At 69.1% G+C, this 21,615-nt stretch carries 22 protein-coding genes; 11 read left to right on the top strand and 11 right to left on the bottom strand.

Features of this window, described 5'->3' with window-relative positions; translation table 11 throughout:
• The 4 genes from FNH05_RS09840 to FNH05_RS09825 all read left to right on the top strand — a co-directional run.
• On the top strand, positions 1-280 hold a 280-nt coding region (locus FNH05_RS09840; RefSeq protein WP_144587032.1), incomplete at its 5' end, for a Zn-ribbon domain-containing OB-fold protein.
• On the top strand, positions 277-666 hold the full coding sequence (locus tag FNH05_RS09835; RefSeq protein ID WP_144587031.1) for a MaoC family dehydratase: 390 nt from the start codon (positions 277-279) through the stop codon (positions 664-666). The genes FNH05_RS09840 and FNH05_RS09835, both read left to right, overlap by 4 nt.
• Positions 663-1,835 (top strand): lipid-transfer protein, encoded by a 1,173-nt coding sequence (locus FNH05_RS09830; RefSeq protein WP_144587030.1) that lies wholly within the window; start codon positions 663-665, stop codon positions 1,833-1,835. Before FNH05_RS09835 ends, FNH05_RS09830 begins: the two co-directional genes overlap by 4 nt.
• A gap of 165 nt (positions 1,836-2,000) precedes the next feature.
• Positions 2,001-2,564, top strand: a complete 564-nt coding sequence (locus FNH05_RS09825; protein WP_144587029.1) for a DUF5134 domain-containing protein — start codon at positions 2,001-2,003, stop codon at positions 2,562-2,564.
• Positions 2,565-2,748: 184 nt separating this feature from the next.
• Here the strand turns inward: FNH05_RS09825 and FNH05_RS09820 are convergent, their stop codons facing one another.
• Genes FNH05_RS09820 through kstD form a run of 5 tightly spaced genes read right to left on the bottom strand, consistent with a single transcriptional unit; the run spans position 2,749 to position 7,720 of the window.
• A complete protein-coding gene (locus tag FNH05_RS09820) occupies positions 2,749-3,612 on the bottom strand; it encodes a MaoC/PaaZ C-terminal domain-containing protein (protein ID WP_144587028.1) in 864 nt (287 codons plus the stop codon).
• A gap of 11 nt (positions 3,613-3,623) precedes the next feature.
• Positions 3,624-4,634, bottom strand: coding sequence for a ferredoxin--NADP reductase (locus FNH05_RS09815; RefSeq protein WP_144587027.1), 1,011 nt, complete (start codon positions 4,632-4,634; stop codon positions 3,624-3,626).
• The gene (locus tag FNH05_RS09810) at positions 4,627-4,905 is read right to left on the bottom strand and encodes a hypothetical protein (protein WP_144587026.1); all 279 of its coding nucleotides are present in this window, start codon (positions 4,903-4,905) and stop codon (positions 4,627-4,629) included. Before FNH05_RS09810 ends, FNH05_RS09815 begins: the two co-directional genes overlap by 8 nt.
• Positions 4,902-6,026, bottom strand: a complete 1,125-nt coding sequence (locus FNH05_RS09805; RefSeq protein ID WP_144587025.1) for a 3-ketosteroid-9-alpha-monooxygenase, oxygenase component — start codon at positions 6,024-6,026, stop codon at positions 4,902-4,904. Before FNH05_RS09805 ends, FNH05_RS09810 begins: the two co-directional genes overlap by 4 nt.
• Entirely contained in the window at positions 6,023-7,720 is a 1,698-nt protein-coding gene (gene kstD / locus FNH05_RS09800; protein WP_144587024.1) for a 3-oxosteroid 1-dehydrogenase, read from the bottom strand. Before kstD ends, FNH05_RS09805 begins: the two co-directional genes overlap by 4 nt.
• 314 nt (positions 7,721-8,034) lie before the next feature.
• Between kstD and hsaA the strand changes: the two genes are divergently transcribed.
• The 4 genes from hsaA to hsaB are packed head-to-tail and all read left to right on the top strand — an operon-like array spanning position 8,035 to position 11,501.
• Positions 8,035-9,210 (top strand): 3-hydroxy-9,10-secoandrosta-1,3,5(10)-triene-9,17-dione monooxygenase oxygenase subunit, encoded by a 1,176-nt coding sequence (gene hsaA, locus FNH05_RS09795; protein WP_144587023.1) that lies wholly within the window; start codon positions 8,035-8,037, stop codon positions 9,208-9,210.
• A 1-nt stretch (position 9,211) separates the two neighbouring features.
• Positions 9,212-10,060, top strand: a complete 849-nt coding sequence (gene hsaD / locus FNH05_RS09790) for a 4,5:9,10-diseco-3-hydroxy-5,9,17-trioxoandrosta-1(10),2-diene-4-oate hydrolase (RefSeq protein ID WP_144587022.1) — start codon at positions 9,212-9,214, stop codon at positions 10,058-10,060.
• Positions 10,060-10,959, top strand: coding sequence for an iron-dependent extradiol dioxygenase HsaC (gene hsaC, locus FNH05_RS09785; protein WP_144587021.1), 900 nt, complete (start codon positions 10,060-10,062; stop codon positions 10,957-10,959). Before hsaD ends, hsaC begins: the two co-directional genes overlap by 1 nt.
• Positions 10,956-11,501, top strand: a complete 546-nt coding sequence (gene hsaB, locus FNH05_RS09780) for a 3-hydroxy-9,10-secoandrosta-1,3,5(10)-triene-9,17-dione monooxygenase reductase subunit (protein WP_425458430.1) — start codon at positions 10,956-10,958, stop codon at positions 11,499-11,501. Before hsaC ends, hsaB begins: the two co-directional genes overlap by 4 nt.
• 96 nt (positions 11,502-11,597) lie before the next feature.
• Here the strand turns inward: hsaB and FNH05_RS09775 are convergent, their stop codons facing one another.
• From FNH05_RS09775 to FNH05_RS09750, 6 genes are all read right to left on the bottom strand, one after another.
• Entirely contained in the window at positions 11,598-12,956 is a 1,359-nt protein-coding gene (locus tag FNH05_RS09775) for an MFS transporter (protein ID WP_144587019.1), read from the bottom strand.
• A gap of 616 nt (positions 12,957-13,572) precedes the next feature.
• Positions 13,573-14,592 carry an acyl-CoA dehydrogenase family protein gene (locus tag FNH05_RS09770; RefSeq protein ID WP_144587018.1) on the bottom strand — a complete coding sequence of 340 codons (1,020 nt, stop codon included), beginning with the start codon at positions 14,590-14,592 and terminating at the stop codon, positions 13,573-13,575.
• On the bottom strand, positions 14,589-15,539 hold the full coding sequence (locus FNH05_RS09765; protein ID WP_144587017.1) for an acyl-CoA dehydrogenase family protein: 951 nt from the start codon (positions 15,537-15,539) through the stop codon (positions 14,589-14,591). Before FNH05_RS09765 ends, FNH05_RS09770 begins: the two co-directional genes overlap by 4 nt.
• A complete protein-coding gene (locus FNH05_RS09760; RefSeq protein ID WP_144587016.1) occupies positions 15,536-16,669 on the bottom strand; it encodes an acyl-CoA dehydrogenase family protein in 1,134 nt (377 codons plus the stop codon). Before FNH05_RS09760 ends, FNH05_RS09765 begins: the two co-directional genes overlap by 4 nt.
• Before the next feature lies 1 nt (position 16,670).
• A complete protein-coding gene (locus FNH05_RS09755; RefSeq protein WP_144587015.1) occupies positions 16,671-17,513 on the bottom strand; it encodes an enoyl-CoA hydratase in 843 nt (280 codons plus the stop codon).
• A complete protein-coding gene (locus tag FNH05_RS09750) occupies positions 17,513-18,997 on the bottom strand; it encodes a FadD3 family acyl-CoA ligase (protein WP_144587014.1) in 1,485 nt (494 codons plus the stop codon). Before FNH05_RS09750 ends, FNH05_RS09755 begins: the two co-directional genes overlap by 1 nt.
• Before the next feature lie 89 nt (positions 18,998-19,086).
• Here FNH05_RS09750 and FNH05_RS09745 point away from each other — a divergent pair, with 89 nt between their 5' ends.
• The 3 genes from FNH05_RS09745 to FNH05_RS09735 are packed head-to-tail and all read left to right on the top strand — an operon-like array spanning position 19,087 to position 21,612.
• On the top strand, positions 19,087-20,226 hold the full coding sequence (locus FNH05_RS09745; RefSeq protein WP_144587013.1) for an acyl-CoA dehydrogenase family protein: 1,140 nt from the start codon (positions 19,087-19,089) through the stop codon (positions 20,224-20,226).
• Complete coding sequence (locus tag FNH05_RS09740) at positions 20,223-20,999, top strand: SDR family oxidoreductase (RefSeq protein WP_144587012.1); 777 nt, start codon at positions 20,223-20,225, stop codon at positions 20,997-20,999. Before FNH05_RS09745 ends, FNH05_RS09740 begins: the two co-directional genes overlap by 4 nt.
• Positions 20,992-21,612 (top strand): TetR/AcrR family transcriptional regulator, encoded by a 621-nt coding sequence (locus FNH05_RS09735; RefSeq protein ID WP_144587011.1) that lies wholly within the window; start codon positions 20,992-20,994, stop codon positions 21,610-21,612. The genes FNH05_RS09740 and FNH05_RS09735 overlap by 8 nt, the downstream gene beginning before the upstream one ends.
• Positions 21,613-21,615: the final 3 nt, after the last annotated feature.

The raw sequence follows: 21,615 nt of genomic DNA, 5'->3' as shown, positions 1-21,615 counted from the left end.
GCCCGGACCCATGCCGCCCGACGGCGACCTCGGCCTCAAGCCCGATTACGTGGTGGCGAGCGGCCGCGGCACCGTCTACAGCTTCGTGGTGCACCACAAGCCCGAGGTGCCCGGAAAGAAGCTGCCCTTCGCCATCGCCCTCGTCGAACTCGAAGAGGGGGTTCGGATGCTCGGCGAGGTGATCGGCACCACCGACATCCACATCGGACAGAAGGTGGAGGCCGTCTTCGTGCGGGTGGACGACGAGCTGACCCTGCCCGCCTGGAAGGTGGCCGAATGATCGGGACGCAACTTCCGCCGCTGACCGTCGAGGTCACCCCGACCTTCGTGATCAGCACCGCGCTGGCCACCCGGGACTTCCAGGACGTGCACCACGACCGGGACGCCGCCATCGCCCGCGGTTCCAAGGACATCTTCGTCAACATCCTTACCGACACCGGCCTGGTGCAGCGGTTCGTCACCGACTGGGCGGGCCCGGAGGCACTCGTGCGGTCCATCAAGATCAGGCTCGGGGTACCGTGCTACGCCTACGACACGCTGGTACTCACCGGTGAGGTGACCGAGCAGCACGGGAACGAGGTCACCGTGGCCGTCACCGGCACCGGAGCGCTCGGGGAACACGTGAAGGGCACCGTTTCGGTTCTTCTCGGGCAGGGGGAGAAATGAGCGGGCTTTCCGGGAAGGCGGCGATCGTCGGCATCGGCGCCACCGAATTCTCCAAGGACTCCGGCCGCAGCGAACTCCGCCTTGCCGCCGAGGCGGTCCGCCACGCGCTGGCCGACGCCGGGCTGGCGCCCTCCGATGTGGACGGTCTGGTCTCGTTCACCATGGACGGCAACAGCGAGATCGCGGTGGCCAGGGAACTGGGCATCGAGGAACTGACCTTCTTCAGCCGGATCCACTACGGGGGCGGCGCGGCCGCGGCCACCGTGCAGCAGGCCGCGATGGCGGTGGCCACCGGGGTGGCCGACGTGGTGGTCGCCTACCGGGCGTTCAACGAACGCTCCGGTCACCGGTTCGGGCAGGTGTCGGTCGCCGCGGCGCAGCAGGTGAACTCCGCGGGCGTGGACAACAGCTTCCACTACCCCATGGGGCTGGGCACCCCGGCGGCGACGGTGGCCATGGTGGCACGCCGCTACCTGCACGAATACGGTGCGACCAGCGAGGACTTCGGCCGGATCGCGGTGGTGGACCGCAAGCACGCGGCGACCAACCCGAAGGCCTGGTTCTACGGCAAGCCGATCACCCTTGAGCAGCACCAGGCCTCGCGGTGGATCGCCGAACCCCTGCACCTGCTGGACTGCTGCCAGGAGACCGACGGCGGGGTGGCCCTGGTGATCACCAGCGCGGAGCGGGCGGCCGATCTGCCGCACCCGCCCGCGTTGATCACCGCGGCGGCGCAGGGCAGCGGCCCCGACCAGTACATCATGACCAGCTACTACCGGGACGAGCTCGCCGCGCTGCCGGAGATGGGGGTCGTCGGCCGGCAGCTGTGGTCCCAGTCGGGACTGGGGCCCGCCGACGTGGACGTGGCGGTGCTCTACGACCACTTCACCCCCTACGTGCTGATGCAGCTCGAGGAGCTCGGCTTCTGCGGACGCGGCGAGGCCAAGGACTTCATCGCCGGTGGCAGGCTCGAACTCGACGGCGAGCTGCCGCTCAACCCGCACGGCGGCCAGCTCGGCGAGGCGTACGTGCACGGGATGAACGGCATCGCCGAGGCCGTGCGGCAGGTGCGGGGAAACGCGGTGAACCAGGTCGCCGGGGCGGGCACCGTCCTGGTGACCGCGGGTACCGGCGTCCCCACCAGCGGCCTCGTCCTCACCCGCGCCTGACAAGCCGCAGGCTCCTGGCGGTAGGGCCGTGAGGGGACCCCTCACGGCCCTAATCGCTGTGAGGGGACCCCTCACGGGAATGCACACCGTTCGTGTCGGAGACATCACCGGCTATCACCGGTTTGACCTCTAGCCCGGTGCGGGGGCGGCCGGTGACCCTGAGGCATGCAGATTCCGGCCCCGCTCGCGTGGAGCCTGACCGTGCTCTTCGCGCTGTTCGCCCTGCCGAGCCTGTACCGCCTGGTGCGCTCGGACGCCGCCCGTTCCGATCCCGACAGCCGGCAGATGGATCTCGCCGAACTCCTCATGGTGGCGGCGATGGTGGCCATGGTCTCGCCGCTGGGCGGGCCGATCCCCGCGGCGGGCTGGCAGGCCGTGCTCGTGCTGATGGCGGGCTGGTTCTTCGTCGCCATGCTGCGCGGCCGCCGCTGTTGCGCGGTGCACCACCTGGTGTCGGCCGCGGCGATGCTCTACATGATCACCGCCATGCCCGGGCACGAGGCCGCGCACGGGCCGTGGCTGGTGATGTCGGAGATGCCGGGGCGGCTTTCCTGGCCGGTGCTCGCCGTGCTGGCGGTCGCCTACTTCGCCTTCGACGCCGGGCGCTCCGGGGTCACCGCCCTGCGGATTGTGCGGCGAGCGCCCGTCCGCGAGGCCCTGACCGCGCGGCCGGTCTACCGCGCCGCGATGGGTGCGGGCATGGCCTACATGCTGGTCGCCGCGGTCTGACCCGAGGACGGCTGTGAGGGGTCCCGGCAAAGCCGACCCAGGCTCGGGAGCGTGAGTTCCACGCTCGTGCGCTTGTGTTCCACGCTCGTGCGCTTGTGTCCCACGCTCGTGCGCTTGTGTCCCACGCTCGGCCCGTGCGAGGCGCCTTTCAGGGGCCCCCTCACGGCACGCCGTCCCCAGCCGCTCAGCCTGCGATGGTGAGCACGGTGTCCGAAAGCACCGGGGCCTCGTCGCGGTCGAGGGCGGTCGTGGTGATGAGCAGCCGGTCGCCGTCACGCCAGACCCGGGTGCGCAGCGTCTCCCCGGGCAGCACGATCCCGGCGAACCGGGCCGAGAACCCCTTCACTCGCCCGGCGTCGGCGTCCAGGAAGGCGTCCGTCACCGCCTTCGCCACCACACCGTAGGTGCACAACCCGTGCAGGATGGGCACGTTATACCCGGCGCTCCTGGCGAACCCGGGGTCGGCGTGCAGCGGATTGCGGTCGCCGCACAGCCGGTACAGCAGGGCCTGCTGCGGCAGTGTCGGCGTGTCGAGCACCGCGTCCGGCTCACGGCCGGGCAGGACGACCTTCTCCGATTCCCCGCGGTGCCCGCCGAATCCGCCTTCGCCCCGGGCGAAGATGCTCGACCTCGCTGTCCACAGAGGACCGCCGTCCGGCTCGGTCACGGTGGTCTCGTTGACGATGACCGCGGCCTTGCCCTTGTCCTGCAGATCGACGATGCGCGTGCGCGCGACCGCCTTGCCCTCCACCGGGATCGGCCGGTGCACCGTGACGGACTGGGTGCCGTGTACCACCTTGGCGAGGTCGATCTCCACGCCCGGGAAGGAGACCGCGGGGGGTTCGAAGGTGCGCAGATCGGCCGCCACAGTCGCGAACGTCGGCAGAACCTGGAGGTCGCGCTCGTAGGCGTAGCGCAGTTCCTTCTCGTCCGTGGGCTTCGCGCCCGCGCCGAGCGCGAGGTGGTACAGCAGGACGTCGGAGGACGTCCAGCCGAAGGTCACCTCGTCGAGTTCGGCGCCGAGGGCACGCTCGGGATCGATGGGCACGGGGTCGACTCCTACTCGTAGGTCACGGAGACTTCGTCGGTCAGCGGCAGCGACTGGCAGGCCAGCACGATGCCCTCGGCGATGTCCTCGGAATCCAGGATCTCGTTGTTCAGCATCTTGACCTCACCCGAGACGATGCGGCAGGCACAGGCGCTGCACTGCCCCTCCCGGCACGAGTACGGCGCGTCCAAACCCTTGTCCAGCAGGAAATCGAGCAGCTTCTGCTGTCGCGGCCAGGTGAAGGAGTGCCGTTCACCGTCCAGTTCGACATGCAGCTCGCTCGTCTCGTCCGTGCCGGTCTCCGGTGCCGGGCCGGTGTCGAACGGGTTCCCGCCGAGGGAAACGAACTTCTCCCGATGGACCCTGCTCCGCGGCACGTCGAGTTCCTTCAGCGCCTGCCGGGCGGCGTCCATGAACGGCGCGGGCCCGCACAGGAAGGCTTCGAAGGCGGCGAAGGGTTTCGCCAGCGCCTTGAGCCGCGCGGCGTCCGGAAGCCCCTGCACGCTCTCCAGCCAGTGGATCAGCACCAGCCGTTCCGGGAATTCGACGGCCAGTCCGGCCAGCTCCCTGGCGAAGATCACCGAGCGCTCGTCGCGGTTCGCGTAGATCAGCACGACCTGGCCCGTGCCCCGGTGCAGAGCCGTCTTGAGGATCGACATGACCGGCGTGATCCCGCTGCCCGCGGCGAACAGAAGCAGATCTTCGTCGAAGGAGGCGGGGGTGAACACCCCCGCCGGGGGCAGGACTTCGAGGGTCGAACCGGCCACGACATTGTCGCAGACCCAGTTCGACCCGTAGCCGCCTTCGGTCCGCTTGACGGTGACCTTCAGCCGGGAACCCTCGTGCGGTGCACTCGACAGCGAATAGCACCGCGCGGCGGACCCGACCCGGAGGGTGAGGAACTGCCCCGGCCGGTACCGGAACGCCTCGGCCTGCTCCGGGCCGAGTTCGAACACCACGGAGCGCGCGTCCGCGGTCTCCGCGATCACCTCGGCCACGGTCAGGGTGTGCGCCTCAGCCATCCAGCACTCCGAACGCCCCTCCTCGCACCGACTCCGCGATGCTTTCCTTCAACCGTTCACAAGTGTCCAGCAGCGCGGTGTTCCCGCCGGCGGCGACCCGCTCGGCGAACACCGGGCAACTGCTCGCCGCGTCCGTCGTCCACTGGATGCTGGTGTGCTTCCAGCTGTTCTTCTTCACCAGCACCCGGGTGCCACAGGTCGCGCAGGTGTGCGGCCGCATCCCCCCGGAGAGGAACTCGGCACGCTCGCCGGTCGGCGCCCCCACGGTCATACCCCCGCCTGCTGCCGCGCGAGGTTCTCCGCGACCTCCTTGGCCCAGGCTTCGTTGGCCTTCGTGGTGTCCACTTCGAACTCGAAGCGGCGCGTCATGTCCTCGGTGACGTCCGCGGCGTCCACATAGAACTGTTCGTACCACCGGCGGAGCTGGTAGACCGGCCCGTCCTCCTCGCACAGCAGCGGGTTGTCGATCCGGGTCTTGTTCTTCCAGATCTCGACGTCCTGCAGGAAGCCGACGCCGAAGCTCTTGGCGATCTTCCCGGCGATCTTGTCGGCCTGCTCGTCGGAGACGCCGGGTAGCTTCGACACGCTGACTCCCCACTGCAGCACGAACGAGGTCGGGGTGACCGGGTAGTGGCAGTTGATGAGCACGTTGTCGAACTCGAAGCCCTTGTAGTTGTTGTGCAGGTAGTTGATCATGTAGGAGGGGCCGTAGTACGAGGCCTCCGAGCGCAGCAGGTTGTCCTCGCCCGCGTAGTTGCCCGCCGCACCGGCATCCGGGCGGCCCTTGGTGTTGAGGTACTGCGTCGCCACATGGCCCTCGAAGACGTTCTTGAAGTACGTCGGGTAGGCGTAGTGGATGTAGAAGAAGTGCGCCATGTCGACGACGTTGTCCACGATCTCCCGGCAGTTGGCGCCCTCGATGAGGATCGAGTCCCAGGTCCAGTTGCTCCACTCGCCGCTCATCACGCCCTCGATGCGGGGAATCGCCACCTCCGGCGGCGGCGGGTTGCCCTCCGGGTCGTGCCAGACGAACAGCTGCTTGTTCTCCTCCAGCGTGAGCCACGAGCGGGTGCGGGCCCGCAGCGGGACGCGCTTGGCGTAGGGAATCGAGACGCACTTGCCGCTGCCGCTCCAGCGCCAGTCGTGGAACGGGCAGGCCACCTCGTTGCCCTTGACGGTGCCCTGGCTGAGATCGCCGCCCATGTGCCTGCAGTAGGCGTCGAGCACGTTGAGCCTGCCGTCCTGGCTCTGGAACACCACGAGCTTCGTGCCGAAGGCGTTGATGGCGTGCGGCTTGCCGTCCTTGAACGAGTCGGCCAGGCCGAGGCAGTGCCAGCCGCGGGCGAACCGCTGCGGCGGAGCGCCCGCGTCGATGGTGCGAACCTCTGTCATCGTTGACCTCCCTGGGGATCCCCGTCATTGTCCTTACCGGCGGCCAGGTGCTCGGCGGCGAGGTAGCCGAAGACCATGGCGGGGCCGATCGTCGCGCCGGGACCGGCGTAGGTGTGGCCCATCACGGCGGCGCTGGTGTTCCCGGCCGCGTACAGCCCCTCGATCACCGAGCCGTCCTCCCGCAGCACCCGGGCGTGGACGTCGGTGCGCAGCCCGCCCTTCGTGCCCAGGTCGCCCGGCACGATCTTGATCGCGTAGTACGGCGCGGTCCCGAGCGCGCCCAGGCTCGGATTGGGCTTGTTGCGCGGGTCGCCGTAGTAGTGGTCGTAGGCGCTCTTTCCGCGCCCGAAGTCCTCGTCGGCACCGGCGCGGGCAAAGCCGTTGAACCGCTCCACCGTCTCGGTGAGCGCGTCCGCGGGGACGCCCATCCGTTCGGCGAGACCGGCCACTGTGCCCGATTTGACCGCGATGCCCGCCTTGAACCAGCGGCCCGGCATCTTCTGGCGCGGCCCGATTCCGGTGAACATGTAGCGGTTGCGGTAGCGCTGGTCGAACACCAGCCAGGTCGGGATGTGCCTGCCCGGACCCTCGCCCGGTCCGTACATCGCGTGCACCGCCTCCACGTACGGCGCGGATTCGTTGACGAACCGCTTGCCGCGCATGTCGACCATCAGGCTGCCGGGACGCGACCGCTCGGCGAGGGCGAACCAGGGGCCGCCGGGGAGCGGGAGCGAGGGGCCCCACCAGGCGTCGTCCATGAGTGCCACCGCCGCGCCGAGCTTCAGTCCGGCGTTGATCCCGTCGCCGGTGTTGGCCTTCGCACCCACGGTCCATTCGGTGCCGATCGGCTGGCGCTGGTACTTCGCCCGCATCTCCTCGTTCTGCTCGAAGCCGCCGGACGCGAGGATCACCCCGCGCCGGGCCCGCAGTTGCGTGGTTTCGCCGTCGCGCTCGATGACGACGCCGATCACCCGGTCGTGTTCGGTCACCAGGTCGAGCACGGGGGTGTTCAGCCAGACTCCGACGCCGGCGTCGGCCAGGCCGACGCGGAGCCCGGCTACCAGCGCCTGGCCCATGGACAGCAGGTGGCGGCCTCGCAGCCGGCCCGCCAGCCAGCGGGCGCCGAGGCTGAGCAGGGTGAGCGTGCCCTTCGGGTGTCGGGCGATGAGGCTCAGCCAGCGGTAGTCGGCCTGCGTGAGCGGCACCCCGAGCGGGGGAGCGCTGTAGGGCGGCTCCAGGTTGGCGAGTTCTTCGCCCAGCAGGCCGGCGTTGAAGGCCTTCGGTTCGACCGAGCGCCCGCCGGCGCGGCCGCCGGGCGCCTCCGGGTGGTAGTCGGAGTAGTCGCGCACCCACTTGAACCGCAGCGGCGTGTGCCGGTGGACGAAGGAGACCACCTCCGGGCCGCGGTCGAGGAAGGTGTTGCGGAGCTCGGCGGGGACGACGTCGCCGACGATCGCCTCCAGATAGCGGCGCGCCTCTTCCGGCGGGTCGACGATGCCCGCGGCCTTCAGTGCCTCGTTGCCGGGGATCCAGACGCCGCCCCCGGAACGCGCGGTGGAGCCGCCGAACTTCCCGGCCTTCTCCAGGACGAGGACGGTCAGACCCTGGTGGGCGGCGTGGAGTGCGGCCGTCATTCCGGCGGCACCACTGCCCGCCACGATGACGTCGTACTCGCCTACCGGTCCTGCACTCATGCCACCTCCGGGTGAAACGTGTTACAGAAAGCTCGGCTTCTACTCGTAGCCTCGGTGGTAACCATAGACGAGAACATGTTCCAGTTCTAGGGTTGGTCAAGCGGATCGGACCTCGGCTGTGGTCGTCTGCGGTCCCCGCGGCAGGGAATCTGTTCTACGCCCTGGTCTGGCATTTCGTCGCCGGTCGTGGGCGTGCTCTCCGTTCCGGCGCCGTTGGTTGGGTGGTGAAGCGCACACGTGGTGATGACAAAAACGAGAACGTGTTCTAATCTTGGTGCAGAGAGTGCAGGTCTGAGTAGGACGGGGCATCGCCGATGAGTGACCAGGACGCGCGCGGGGTGATCGCCGGAGTCTCCGAGCTGTTGCCCGTCCTCCGGGAACGGGCGCAGGAAACGGAAGACGCCCGGCGGATTCCGGACGAGTCGATCAAGTCTTTGCAGGAGACGGGCTTCTTCAAGCTGCTGCAGCCGAAGATCTACGGCGGCTACGAGGCCGATCCCGTCACCTTCTATACCGCGGTCAAGATGATCGCCGGTGCGTGCGGATCCACCGGATGGGTCGCCTCGATCCTGGGGGTCCACCCCTGGCATCTCGGGCTGTTCGAGGCCCAGGCGCAGGAAGACGTGTGGGGTGAGAACGTGGACACCCGCATCTCGTCCTCCTATGCCCCGATGGGCAAGGCGACCGTGGTCGACGGCGGGTACCGGCTCTCCGGCCGGTGGAGCTTCTCCTCCGGATGCGACCACGCCACCTGGGCGATGCTGGGCGCTCCCGCCTTCGCCGACGGCAAGCCGGTGGACTTCTGCACCTACCTGCTGCCCTTGGCGGACTACACGATCGTCGACGTCTGGGACACCGTGGGCTTGCGCGGGACCGGCAGCAACGACATCGTGGTCGAGGACGTGTTCGTGCCCCGGCACCGGGCGCTGAGCTTCATGCTCACCTCCAAGTGCAAGACGCCGGGCCAGGAGGTCAACCCGGGGCCGCTGTACAAGCTTCCCTATGGGTCCGTGCATCCCTCCACCATCACCGCGCCCATCATCGGGATGGCACAGGGTGCTTACGACGCCCATATCGAGCATCAGCGTACGCGGGTGCGTGCCGCCTACGCGGGGGAGCAGGCCAAGGAGGACCCGTTCGCCAAGGTCCGCGTCGCCGAGGCGGCGAGTGAGATCGACGCCGCATGGCTGCAGCTCACACGCAACATCGACGAGCTCTACCAGTTGGCCTGCCGCGGTGAGAAGTTGCCGTTTTCGACCCGGCTTCGGGTGCGGCGGGACCAGGTGCGCGGCACCGAGCGGGCGATCGCGGCGATCGACCGGCTCTTCGAAAACTCCGGCGGTCGCGCGCTGAAGATGGGCACTCCGATCCAGCGGTTCTGGCGGGACGCCCACGCGGGCCGGGTGCACGCGGCGAACGACCCCGAGCGTGCTTACACGATGTTCGGTACCGGCGAATTCGGTTTGCCGGTGGAAAACGCGATGGTGTGAGATGACCGAAGGCAAGTACGTCGAGGTACGCGAGGGACTGCGGCTGCACTACCACGAGGCCGGTTCCGAGCACGAGGAAACGCTGATCCTGCTGCACGGCGGCGGGCCGGGCGCCTCCGCCTGGAGCAACTTCGCCCGCAACATCCCGGTGTTCGCCAAGTCCTACCGCGTGATCGCGGTCGACCAGCCGGGCTTCGGCCGTTCCGACAAGCCGACCGAGCACCCGCAATACTTCACCCACAGCTCGCAGGCCGTGATCGGGCTGATGGACGAGCTCGGCATCGAGAAGGCCCACCTGGTGGGCAACTCGCTCGGCGGCGGGACCGCGGTCCGCCTCGCGCTCGACCACCCGCGACGGGCCGGCCGCCTGGTCCTGATGGGACCGGGAGGCTTGAGTGTCAACGTGTTCGCGCCCGACCCCACCGAGGGAGTGAAGAACCTCGGCCGCTTCGCCGCCCCGCCAGGTCCCAGCAAGGAAAAGCTCGAAGCCTTCCTGCGGGTGATGGTGCACGACCAGTCCCTGATCACCGAGGAACTGGTGGCGGAACGGTTCGAGGCGGCGAGCACCCCCGAGTCGCTGGCGGCGATGCGGGCGATGGGCGCGTCCTTCATGCGACCCGACAGCTACGAGCAGGGCATGCTGTGGCGCGATGCGCATCGTCTGCGGCAGCGGGTGCTGCTCATCTGGGGCCGTGAGGACCGGGTGAACCCGCTTGACGGCGCGCTGCTGGCGTTGAAGATGATCCCGCGTGCCCAGTTGCACGTCTTCGGTGGTTGCGGGCACTGGGCGCAGCTGGAGAAGTTCGACGAGTTCAACCGGTTGACCCTGGACTTCCTGGGAGGCTCGTGATGGGAATCCGATCGCTCGCCTATCTCCGCATCGAGGCCACGGACATGGCGAAGTGGCGCGAGTACGGCCTCAAGGTCCTCGGCATGGTGGAGGGCAAGGGCACCGATCCGGAAGCGCTCTACCTGCGCATGGACGACTTTCCGGCCCGGCTGGTGATTTCACCGGGCGAATCGGACCGGCTGGTGGTGGCAGGCTGGGAGGTCGCCAACGCCGCCGAACTGGCCGAGGTGCGGTCGAGCCTGGATGCGCACGAGGTGCCCTACAAGGAGGGCACGCCGGAGCAACTCGCGGACCGGCGGGTCTGCGAGCTGATCACCTTCGAAGACCCCTCCGGCAACACCCTGGAGGTCTTCCACGGCGCAGCCCTGGAGTACCGCCGGGTGGTGAGCCCCTACGGGCACCGGTTCGTCACCGGGGAGCAGGGGCTCGGCCATGTGGTGCTGTCCACCCATGATGACGAAGCCGCCTTGCACTTCTACCGGGACGTACTCGGTTTCCGGCTTCGCGACTCGATGCGGCTGCCCCCGCAGATGGTCGGGCGGCCGGCCGACGGTGCCCCGGCCTGGCTGCGGTTCTTCGGCTGCAACCCGCGCCACCACAGCCTGGCCTTCCTGCCCATGCCGACGCCGAGCGGGATCGTCCACCTGATGGTCGAAGTGGAGAACACCGACGACGTGGGGCTGTGCCTGGACCGGGCGAAGCGCCGGAACGTGCCGATGTCGGCCACGCTGGGCCGGCACGTCAACGATCTGATGTTGTCGTTCTACATGAAGACTCCCGGCGGGTTCGATGTCGAATTCGGCTGTGAGGGACGTCAGGTCGACGACGAGGTCTGGATCGCGCGCGAGAGCACGGCGGTCAGCCTCTGGGGCCACGACTTCACTGTGGGCGCACGGTGACTACCGGGGTGACCGAGATCGATCCGGCCCGGTTCCGTGCGGTTTTGGGTCATTTCTGCACGGGTGTGACCGTGGTGACGGCGCACGATGGGGTGGAACCGGTCGGCTTCGCCTGCCAGTCTTTCGCGGCCCTGTCGCTCGACCCCCCGCTGATCCTGTTCTGTCCCAGCAGGAACTCCCGGACCTGGCCGGTGGTCGAGCGCACCGGCCGGTTCGTGGTGAACGTGCTCGGCGAGCAGCAGCGCGAGGTGAGTGCGATCTTCGGTTCGCGTGGTGCGGACAAGTTCGGCGCGGTCGAGTGGACCCCGGCCCCGTCGGGTGCCCCCGTCCTGGCGGGCGCTCTCACCTGGATGGACTGCACGCTCGACGCGGTGCACGAGGCTGGTGACCACTATGTCGTGGTGGGCCGGGTGACCACGCTTGGCGAGCCGACGGGCGGGCGGCCGTTGTTGTTCTACCGCGGGAACTACACCGGAACCGAACCCTTGCGACCCGAGTTCGGCGATCTGCTCACCTGGCCCGGTCCCGACGACTGGCTCTGAGTTCTCGCCGTTGCGTGCCCCCCCGCCGGTCGTGGCCCGATCCCCGTCGATCGGGCCACGACCGTTGGTCGCGCAAATCCTGCTCGCTCGGTCTGGTCAATCTCGCATCGCGATCTCCTCCACGGATCGTCCCGTGGTGCGAGGGCCGAACAGCGCGACATTCACGATGAGGACCACCATCGCCCCCGCGACCACCGAGAACAGGGCGCCGGCACCAAGTTCCTGCAGCACGGGCAGCAGGAGATAGGGCATCGCCGCGGTCGACAGGCGCGACAGTGAGTAGGCCGACCCCGCGGCGGTGCCGCGCAGCGAGGTGGGGAACAGTTCGGCCTGGTAGGTGTGATAGGCGTTCGAGAAGATGTTGCTGATCGCGGTGTAGCAGAAGCCGAGGATCGCGATCGCCGTCCCCGATGTCGAGTAGCCGAACGCGAGGCCGAAGACCGCCATACCGAGCGCACTTCCCACGATCAGCCACTTCCGCTGCACCCGTTCCATCATCGGGATGGACAGCGCGGAACCGATCGGGTAGCCGAGGAAGGTCAGCGCGCTGAAGGTCAGCGAATGGGACAGGTCGAATCCCTTGGTGGCCAGGATGATCGGCACCAGCGAGCCGAACCCGTAGTAGCCGAACACCTGCAGGATCTGCAGCACCGTCAGCATCAGGCTCCGCCGACGCCACGGCGGCCGGAACAGTGCCGAGAATCGCTGAGGCGCGGGTTCCGGCTGGTCCCGCAGCTCCGGGTCGGGTGTTTCCGAAAGCGGCTTCTTGGCCGAGCGCTCCAGCCGCTGGAGAACCTTCTCGGCCTCTTCGTGCCTGCCCTGCGAGATCAGCCAGCGAGGTGACTCCGGGAGGCCGGTCCTCAGGAGCCACACGAGCACCGCGCCCAGGGCCCCCACCACGAACAGCCAGCGCCAGCCCGCCACGCCGAGCGGAGCGTGGCCGAGCAGGCCGCGCGCGAGGAACCCCGCCGCGGGTACTCCGCAGAAACCGAGGGTGTAGGCCCAGGCCGTCGCGCGGCCCCGGATGCGCGCGGGAAGCAGGTCGGCCAGGTAGGCGTCGGCGAGCGGCAGCTCGGCCCCCAGCCCGATCCCCGCGATGAACCGGCAGACGACCAGCATTCCGACGTTCGTGCTGAAAGCGCCCAGCAGGGTGAACGCCGAGTACAGGCTCAGCGTGAACAGGAACGCGCGCCGTCGCCCGATGCGATCGGCGAGTCTGCCCAGCCCCACCGCGCCGACGAAGGCGCCGAGGAACGCCGAGGCGAGCAGGGACTTGAGTTCGCCGCCGGACACGCCGAACTCCTTGGACAGCACGGTGCTCACCGAGCTGGCGAGGAACACGTCGTAGAGATCGAAGAACGTCGCCACGCCGACCACGGCGATGAGGTAGCGGTGGAGCCGGGTGACCGGGAGCCGGTCGAGTCGGGCGGCCGTCGTCGGCTGCGCTGTGGTCATGGTGGAAAAAGCTAACGGCCGCGACCCGGAAGCGTAAATACGTAATTCGGCAGATGTCGCGTGAACCCGTGTTCGATTACCGTGGTTCCCGGCAGGTGGGACACAACACCCGGCACGCACTCGCCATGACGGCCGTCGATGTCATACCGAACGGAAGGAGTGCGGAATGGGCGGACAACCACGTCCGGGTCGTCCTTGGGCAGGCCACCCCGCCAGGCGAGCGGCGCGCTCGCCGGGGCTGTCCGGGGACGGTGGCCAACGGTGAACGGGGCCGTCGGCGGACAGCCGATCCTCCCCTTGAAGAGCTGCGATGCGGTCGGATCCGCCGCCATCGCGTCCTGAAGACGAGCACGCGTGGCCCGGCGCGTTCTCGGGAAACCTGCTCCATCGGGTCCGGCAGGACAACGTGTCTCGGCTGCGCGCACGAGGCCGTTTCTTCGGACTGGCCGAATGCGGGGCGGCCTGCGTGCCGGCCACCCCGCATCCGGGCCGCGCCCGATGTCCGATCTGCTGGCCCTGGCCCGAATCGGAGCAGGAGTGACACGGTGCGGGCAGGTGCACCGGCGAGCCGAGCGCCGGGGCACCTGCCGCAACGCGCACCACTTCGAAACAGTCTCTACTCGAGAGTGGGGACGACTCTGGGAAGGTGGTGATGCGGCTGCCCGAAGAGCTGGCCGGCGCCGTGCGCGCGTTTGAAGAATCGATGGGCCTCGTGCTCCCAGGTGATCGCGATCCCGCCGTGGAGCTGGATCATCTCCGCGGCGACCCGGGAGAACACCTCGGAGCAGTAGGTCTTGGCGACCGCAGCCAGATGCGCGACGTCCGCATCCGGCTCAGTCACCGCATAGGCGGCGGACCGTGCCGTCTCCACCAGGACGTACAGGTCCGCCATCCGGTGCTTGAGCGCCTGGAAACCGCCGATGGGACGGCCGAACTGCTCCCGCTGCCGGGAGTAGGCGACCGTGATGTCCAGTGCTCGTGCGGCCGCCCCCACCTGCTCGGCGGCCAGGACGGCACAGGCCGTGTCCCGGAGGCGGTGCAGCGCCGGACGGAAGTCACCGGTGCCGACCCGGGTGGCCTCGGCGCCGGTGACTTCGATCTCGGCCAGGTGGCGGGACTCGTCCATGGTGGGCGTGTGGACGCGCCGCGCCTGGGCGGGATCGACTTCGAACAGGCCCAGTTCGCCGTCGGTCTCGGCGACCACCAGCAGCACCTCGGCGAGGTCTCCCTCGAGGACGTAATGCGCGTGACCGTCCACAACGGAACCTCGGGCGGAGAAGGCGGTGCGGTCGGGATCCCAACTGCCGTCTTCGGTCGCCCACCCCAGTGCTGCGAGGGTCCCTTCGGCGAGCCTGGGCAGCAGCCGTTTCGCCGCCTCCTCGTCCGCCGTTTCGAGGATCGCGTGCGTGGCCAGCACAGCGGAGCCGAGGAACGGGGCCGGGCTCAGCACCCGGCCCAGTTCCTCGGCGACGATCTGGACCTCGCGCAGGCCCGCGCCCAGGCCGCCGTGGCGTTCCGGCACGGCCAGCGCGGCCACACCCACCTGCGCGCAGAGCACCGGCCAGGGATCGGGGTGCCGGCCCAGTACGTTCCGGACGGTGTCCTGGAGGGCGAGTTGCTCGTCGGTGAAGGTCATACCAGAGCTCCCAGCACGCGCGACCGATGGAAGGCCTGGGTGCCCCAGGCGCCCACCAGCGCCCGCACCTTGGTCAGCCAGAGGCCGAGGGCGTGTTCGGAGGTGTAGCCGATCGCGCCGTGGACCTGCAGGCCCGTGCGCGCCGCGAGGTAGGCGGCGTCGGCGGCCGCCACCTTGGCGGCGGACACGTCGCGGGCCCGGGTGGCGGTGTGCTCGGCGACCGCCGCGCCGTACAGCAGCGGGCGGGCCAGTTCCAGTTTCGTCGCCACGTCCGCGAGAAGATGCTTGATCGCCTGGTACTGGCCGATCGCCCGGCCGTACTGGTGTCGCTGTCCGGCATAGGCGACACTCGTGTCGAGCAGCCACTGCCCGGCACCGAGCAGTTGGGCCGCGGTGGCGAGCACGCCCAGGTCGAAGGCGCGGGCCGGATCGTGCGCGACCCCGATCTGGTCGCCTGGCTTCACCTCGAACAAACGGCGTGCGACATCCACACCGGGCAGGCGGTGGCCGCGGGAGAACACGGTCACCTCGTCGTCCCGGACGAACACGCGGAGATGCGCCACATCGGCATCGAGGGCGTAGGGCACTTCGGGGGGTGCGGCCACCGAGGCGATCGTCTCACCCGCGGCGGTTCCCGCCAGTACCTCGTCGTCGAGCAGGGCGGGGAGGACCGCCGCGGTGTCCACCCACGGACCGGGCACGCCGTGGTAGCCGAGGCGCTCGAACGCGACCACGAGGTCGACGGCGGTCGCCCCGAGCCCGTCGAACCGTTCGGGAACGGTCAGCGCGGTCACGCCGAGTTCGGCCAGATCGCGCCACACCTTCAGCCCCGGCTCATGTTCCCCGGCGGCCCAGGCGCGGATCACCGAGGGAGTGTCCACCCCGGACAGCAGCTGGTCAATGCTGGCGGCGAAGTCGTGTTGTTCCTGGGACAGGGCGAATCTCATCGGTCCCCCCTCGGCAGGCCGAGCAGTCGCTCCGCGACCGTGTTGCGCTGGATCTGGTCCGTGCCGCCGTAGATGGGACCGGCGAGCGAGAACAGCCACCCGTCCAGCCAGTCCTCGCGCACCTCGGCCACCGGGCCGAGCAGGTCCAGTGCCGTCTCGTGCAGTGCGACGTCCAGATGCGACCAGAACAGCTTGTTGACACTGGACTCCGGTCCGAGCTCGCCGCCCTCGGCGAGCCTGGTGACCGTGCCGAAGGTGTAGAGCTGATAGGCGCGGGCGCCGATCCAGGCGTCGGCCACGCGCTCACCCAGAGCGGCGGGGCCGCCCTGCCGGCGCCACAGGGCCAGCAGGCGGTCGGCGGCGGCAAGGAAGCGGCCAGGGCTCCGCAGGGACAGTCCACGCTCGTTGTTCGCCGTGGTCATCGCGACACGCCAGCCCTCCCCGGGTTCGCCGATGACATCGGCGTCGGGGACGAACACCTCGTCGAGGAAGATTTCGGCGAACCCGGGTTCGCCGTCCAACTGCCGGATCGGGCGCACCTGCACGCCCGGCGCGCGCAGGTCGACCATGAAGTAGGTCAGCCCCTTGTGCCGCTTGCTTTCCGGATCGCTGCGGAACAACCCGAACGCACGATCGGCGAAGGCGGCGCGGGAACTCCAGGTCTTTTGCCCCGACAGCAGCCAGCCGCCCTCGGTGCGCACAGCCATGCTCCGCAGCGCGGCGATGTCGCTGCCCGCTTCCGGTTCCGACCAGGCCTGGGCCCAGATTTCCTCGCCTCGGGCCATCTTGGGTAGCACGCGGTGCCGCTGCTCGTCGGTTCCGTGGGAAAACAGCGTGGGCGCGAGCATGAAGATGCCGTTCTGGCTCACCCGGCCGGGCGCCCCGGCCCGGTAGTACTCCTCTTCGAAGACGACCCACTCCAGCAGGCTCGCGTCCCGACCGCCGAACTCGGCAGGCCACGAGACCACCGACCACTGTGCCTCGGCGAGTTCGGCTTCCCAGGCACGGTGCTGTTCGAAGCCCTCAGCCGTGTCGAAGGACGCCAGCGGTTCCTTGGGGACGTTGGCGGCGAGCCACGCGCGGGCCTCGTCCCGGAAGGCCAGCGTCCGCTCGTCGAGATCGAGATCCATCTCAGGACGTCCTGTTCGCGTCGCGCATCGACCGGGCATCCTGACCGGCGAGCGAGTCGCCCCCGACTTCGGCGTTGTGGGCGTGGGCGAGGTGGTGCAGGCCGAACACCGAGTCCATGCCCGTGCGCAGTCCCATCAGATCCTCCGCCTGGTTGACCGCCTTCTTGGTCAGCGCGAGGCCGAAGGCGGGCATCTCGGCGATCTTCTCGGCCAGCGCGAAGGTCTCCGCTTCCAGATCGGCGCGGGGCACCACCCGGTTGAGCATTCCCCACTCCTTGGCCTGCTGGGCGCTGAACCGCTGACCGGTGAACAACACTTCCTTCGCGGCCCGGGGTCCGAGCACCCACGGGTGGGCGAAGTACTCCACCCCCGGAATCCCCATGCGGACCACGGGATCGGCGAAGAAGGCGTCGTCCGAGGCGACAATGAGATCGCAGACCCAGGCCAGCATCAGCGCGCCCGCGATACAGGCGCCCTGCACACTGGCGATGGTCGGTTTCGGGATCTCCCGCCACCGGCGGCACATGCCGAGGTAGACCTCGGACTCACGCGCGAAACGCTGGTCCGCACCCTCCTTGCCGACGTGATCCCACCAGAGGACGGCCTTGCGCTCGAACGACACGTCGACGTCGCGGCCGGGCGTGCCGATGTCGTGCCCGGCGGAAAAGTGCTTGCCCTCCCCGGCCAGCACGATCACCTTCACCTCGGGATCGTCCACGGCCCGGGTGAACGCGGCGTCGAGGGCGTAGGTCATCGCCGAGTTCTGCGCATTGCGGTACTCGGGCCGGTTCATCGTCACCACGGCGACCAGACCGCGCCGCTCGTAACGGACGACTTCGCTCATCAGGTCTCCCTCAACACTCGTTTGAGCACCTTCCCGGCGGCGTTGCGGGGCAGTTGCTCCCGGAATTCCACGTGCCTTGGCACCTTGTAGTTCGCCAGGTTCCGCTTGCAGTACGCGACGATGTCCTCTGTGGACAACGCGGATCCTGCCTGTCGCACCACGAAGACCTTGCCCACCTCGCCGAGCCGGGGGTCGGGCACTCCGACGACGGCCGACTCGGCCACGCCGGGCAGCCGGGCGAGTGACTGCTCGACCTCGGCGGGGTAGACGTTGAAACCCCCGCAGATGTACATGTCCTTGATGCGGTCGGTGATGGTGAGGTAGCCGCGTTCGTCGAGGCGCCCCACGTCGCCGGTGTGCAGCCAGCCTTCGCTGTCCACCGCCTTGGCGGTGGCTTCCGGGTCGTCGAGATAGCCGAGCATCACGTTCGGTCCGCGCAGGAGGATCTCGCCGTTGTCCGGATCGACGCGCACTTCCATTCCGGCGGCGGCGCGCCCCGCCGTGCGGGCGACGGTTTCGTCGTCGTCTTCGGGGCGGCACATCGTGGCCACCACCGCTTCCGAAAGCCCGTAGGCGGTGAGCACGGTGTCGAAGCTGAGTTCGGACTGCATGCGTTCGACCAGTGCCACGGGGACGGTGGCGGCCCCGGTCACCGCGAGTCGCAGGCTCGACAGGTCGTGATTCGGGCGCGCCGGCGAATCCAGCAGCATCTGGTAGATCGTCGGCGCGCCGGGCAGCACGGTGATGCGTTCCTCCGCGATCAGGTGCAGAGTCTGCTCCACGTCGAAGGTGAGCTGGGGAACGAGCGTGGCGCCGCGCAGCAGCGCGGCGAGGATTCCCGCCTTGTAACCGAAACTGTGGAAGAACGGGTTGATGACCAGGTAGCGGTCGGAGGACTCCAGACGCCCGCACTCCGCCCAGGAGGCGGCCACGCCGAGGGCCTGCCGGTGCGCGCTCATCGCGCCCTTGCTGCGTCCCGTGGTGCCCGAGGTGAACAGGATGTCGCTGACGTCATCCGGCCGCACCGCGGCCGCTCGCGCGTCCACCGCGGCCGTGTCGCCGTCCCAGTCGACGCTTCCTTCCACGGGCACGGTCAGCACGGTCTCGGGCAGTTTGGTCCCGGCTTCCTTCAACTGGGCGAGGCGGTCGGTGCCGAGGAAGTTCTCCACGATCACCAGTGCCCGGGTGTCCGTGCGCTCGATGAGTTCGCGCATTTCCGGTCCGGTGAACCGGGTGCTGACCGGCACCAGGGTCGCCCCCGCGTGCAGTGCGCCGAGCGCGGCCACGATCCAGTGGTGGCTGTTGGGGGCGCAGATCGCGATGCGGTCGCCCGGCCGGATCCCTTCGGACAGGAACAGGCCCGCGCAGCGGCGGATCCGTTCGTACAACTGTGCATAGGTCAGCCGCACCGGACCGTCGACGACGGCTTCGTGGTCGCCGAACCGTTCCGCCGCCCGGACTACCGCGGCCGGGATGGTTTCCATGACGAACTCCCTAGCAAGTGCTTGGTAGGGTACCCTACGCAGGTGTCGCGGATTTGAACAGACCCGCGGCCATCGAAGGAGGAGAGGCCGTGTCCGATTTCCGGGAACGCGTGCGAACCTGGCTCGAGGAGAACCTCAGTGGCGAGTTCGCCGGCCTGCGCGGGCTCGGCGGGCCAGGCCGGGAGCACGAAGCCTTCGAGGAGCGCGTCGCCTGGGAACGTCACCTGGCCGCGGCGGGCTGGAACTGCCTGGGCTGGCCGGTCGAGCACGGTGGTGCCGGCGCCACGCTGGAAGAGCAGGTCGTCTTCCACGAGGAGTACGCGCGTTCCGGGGCGCCGGCGAAGGTCAGCCACCTCGGGCAGGAACTGCTCGGGCCGACCCTGATCGCGTTCGGCTCTCCGGAGCAGCAGCGCCGGTTCCTGCCGAAGATCGTGGCGGTCGAGGAACTGTGGTGCCAGGGCTATTCCGAGCCCGGTGCCGGTTCCGACCTGGCGGCGGTGTCCACGAGCGCCCGGCTCGAGGGCGACGAGTGGGTGATCACCGGGCAGAAGATCTGGACCTCGCTGGCCCACGTCGCCGACTGGTGCTTCGTGCTGGCCCGCACCGAACCGGGCTCCCGGCGGCATCATGGCCTGTCGTACCTGCTGGTTCCGCTGCGCCAGCCCGGTGTCGAGGTGCGTCCGATCCAGCAGTTGACCGGTACCAGCGAGTTCAACGAAGTGTTCTTCGACGGCGCGCGGACCGCGAAGGATCTGGTGGTGGGCGAACCCGGTGAGGGTTGGCGGGTCGCCATGGGCACGCTCGCCTTCGAACGCGGGGTGGCCACACTGGGTCAGCAGGTGGGTTTCCGGCGCGAGCTCACCGAGCTGACCCGGCTCGCCGAGGAGAACGGGGCGGCGAAGGAGCCGGTGATCGCCGAACGGCTGGCCCGGTCGTGGATGGGGCTGTCCGTGATGCGCTCCCACGCGCTGCGCACGCTCGGCTCTTCGGCCCCCGGGGTGGCGGAAGTGTCCAAACTGGTCTGGGCGAACTGGCATCGTGAGCTGGGTGAGCTGGCGATGGCCGTCCGGGGTCCTCGTTCGATGCTCGGCGCGGGCGCCGATCTCGACGCCTGGCAGCGCCTCTACCTGTTCAGCAGGGCCGACACGATCTACGGCGGTTCCAACGAGATCCAGCGCAACATCATCGCCGAGCGTGTGCTCGGGCTACCTCGGGAGGCTCGACCTTGATTCCCATTCCCCAGTACCCCAAGGGCGCGGACCTGTTGCGGGACAAGGTGGTCGTGGTGACCGCCGCGGCCGGCACGGGGATCGGTTCGGCGGTCGCGCGGCGCAGCCTGGAGGAGGGCGCCCGGGTGGTGCTCAGCGACTGGCACGAACGCCGCCTCGGGGAAAAGGCCGAGGAGCTGACCGGGCTCGGCGAGGTGCACGCGATTCCCTGCGACGTCACCAAGGAGGAGCAGATCGGTGCGCTGATCGAGGGTGCCAGGCAGCGGTTCGGCCGGATCGATGTCCTGATCAACAATGCCGGCCTGGGCGGCAGCAGGTCCATAGTGGACATGACCGACGAGGAATGGTCCCGGGTGCTGGACGTCACGCTCAACGGCACGTTCCGCGCCACTCGGGCGGCGGTGCGCGCGTTCCTCGCACAGGGCGGTGGCGGCGCCATCGTGAACAACGCTTCCGTGATCGGCTGGCGCGCCCAGGCCGAGCAGGCGCATTACGCGGCGGCGAAGGCCGGGGTGATGGCGCTGACCCGCTGCGCCGCGGTGGACGTGGCCCCGCACGGCATCCGGGTCAACGCGGTGGCGCCGAGTCTGGCGATGCACCCGTTCCTGGCCAAGGTCACCACCGAGGAACTGCTCGAAGAGCTCACCGCACGGGAGGTGTCGGGCCGGGCCGCCGAGCCCTGGGAGGTGGCGAACGTGATGGTGTTCCTCGCCAGCGACTACGCCTCCTACCTCACCGGCGAGGTCGTCTCCGTGAGCAGTCAGCATGCTTAACCAGCAGGGCTCGGGACGGCGGGCGGAGCTGCTGGCCATGGCGGCGAAGCTGTTCGCCGAGCGCGGGTACGTGTCCACGACGGTGCGCGATATCGCCGACGCGGCGGGAATCCTCTCCGGGAGCCTGTACCACCACTTCGACTCGAAGGAGTCGATGGCGGACGAGATCCTGAGCGGCTTCCTCGGCCGGCTGTTCGGCACCTACGCGGAGATCGTCGCCGCGGGACTCGGGCCGCGCAAGACCCTCGAAGCCATCGTGATCGCCTCGTTCGAGGCGATCGAGTCCCATCCGTCCGAAGTGGCCATCTACCAGAACGAGACCAAGCAGCTGCTCAGGCTGCCCCGGTTCGCCTACCTGGAGCAGCGCAACACCGAGTTCCGGACACTGTGGACGGACCTGCTCGCCGAGGGCGTGCGGGAAGGTGTGTTCCGTGCCGACCTCGACGTCGAGTTGGTGTACCGCTTCGTCCGCGACACGGTGTGGATGGCGGTGCACTGGTACAACCCGAAGGGCTCGCTGTCCGCGGAAGAGGTTGCGCGGCAGTACCTGTCCATCGTGCTCGACGGCATCGCGACCGGACGCAGGCCGGTGAAGCGCAGGACCGGTGCCTGAGGC

Source organism: Amycolatopsis rhizosphaerae (assembly GCF_007713715.1).
Classification (GTDB): Bacteria; Actinomycetota; Actinomycetes; order Mycobacteriales; family Pseudonocardiaceae; genus Amycolatopsis_E; species Amycolatopsis_E rhizosphaerae.
Note: the sequence above shows the minus strand (reverse complement) of the source record. Positions and strands in the feature narration are given on the sequence as shown.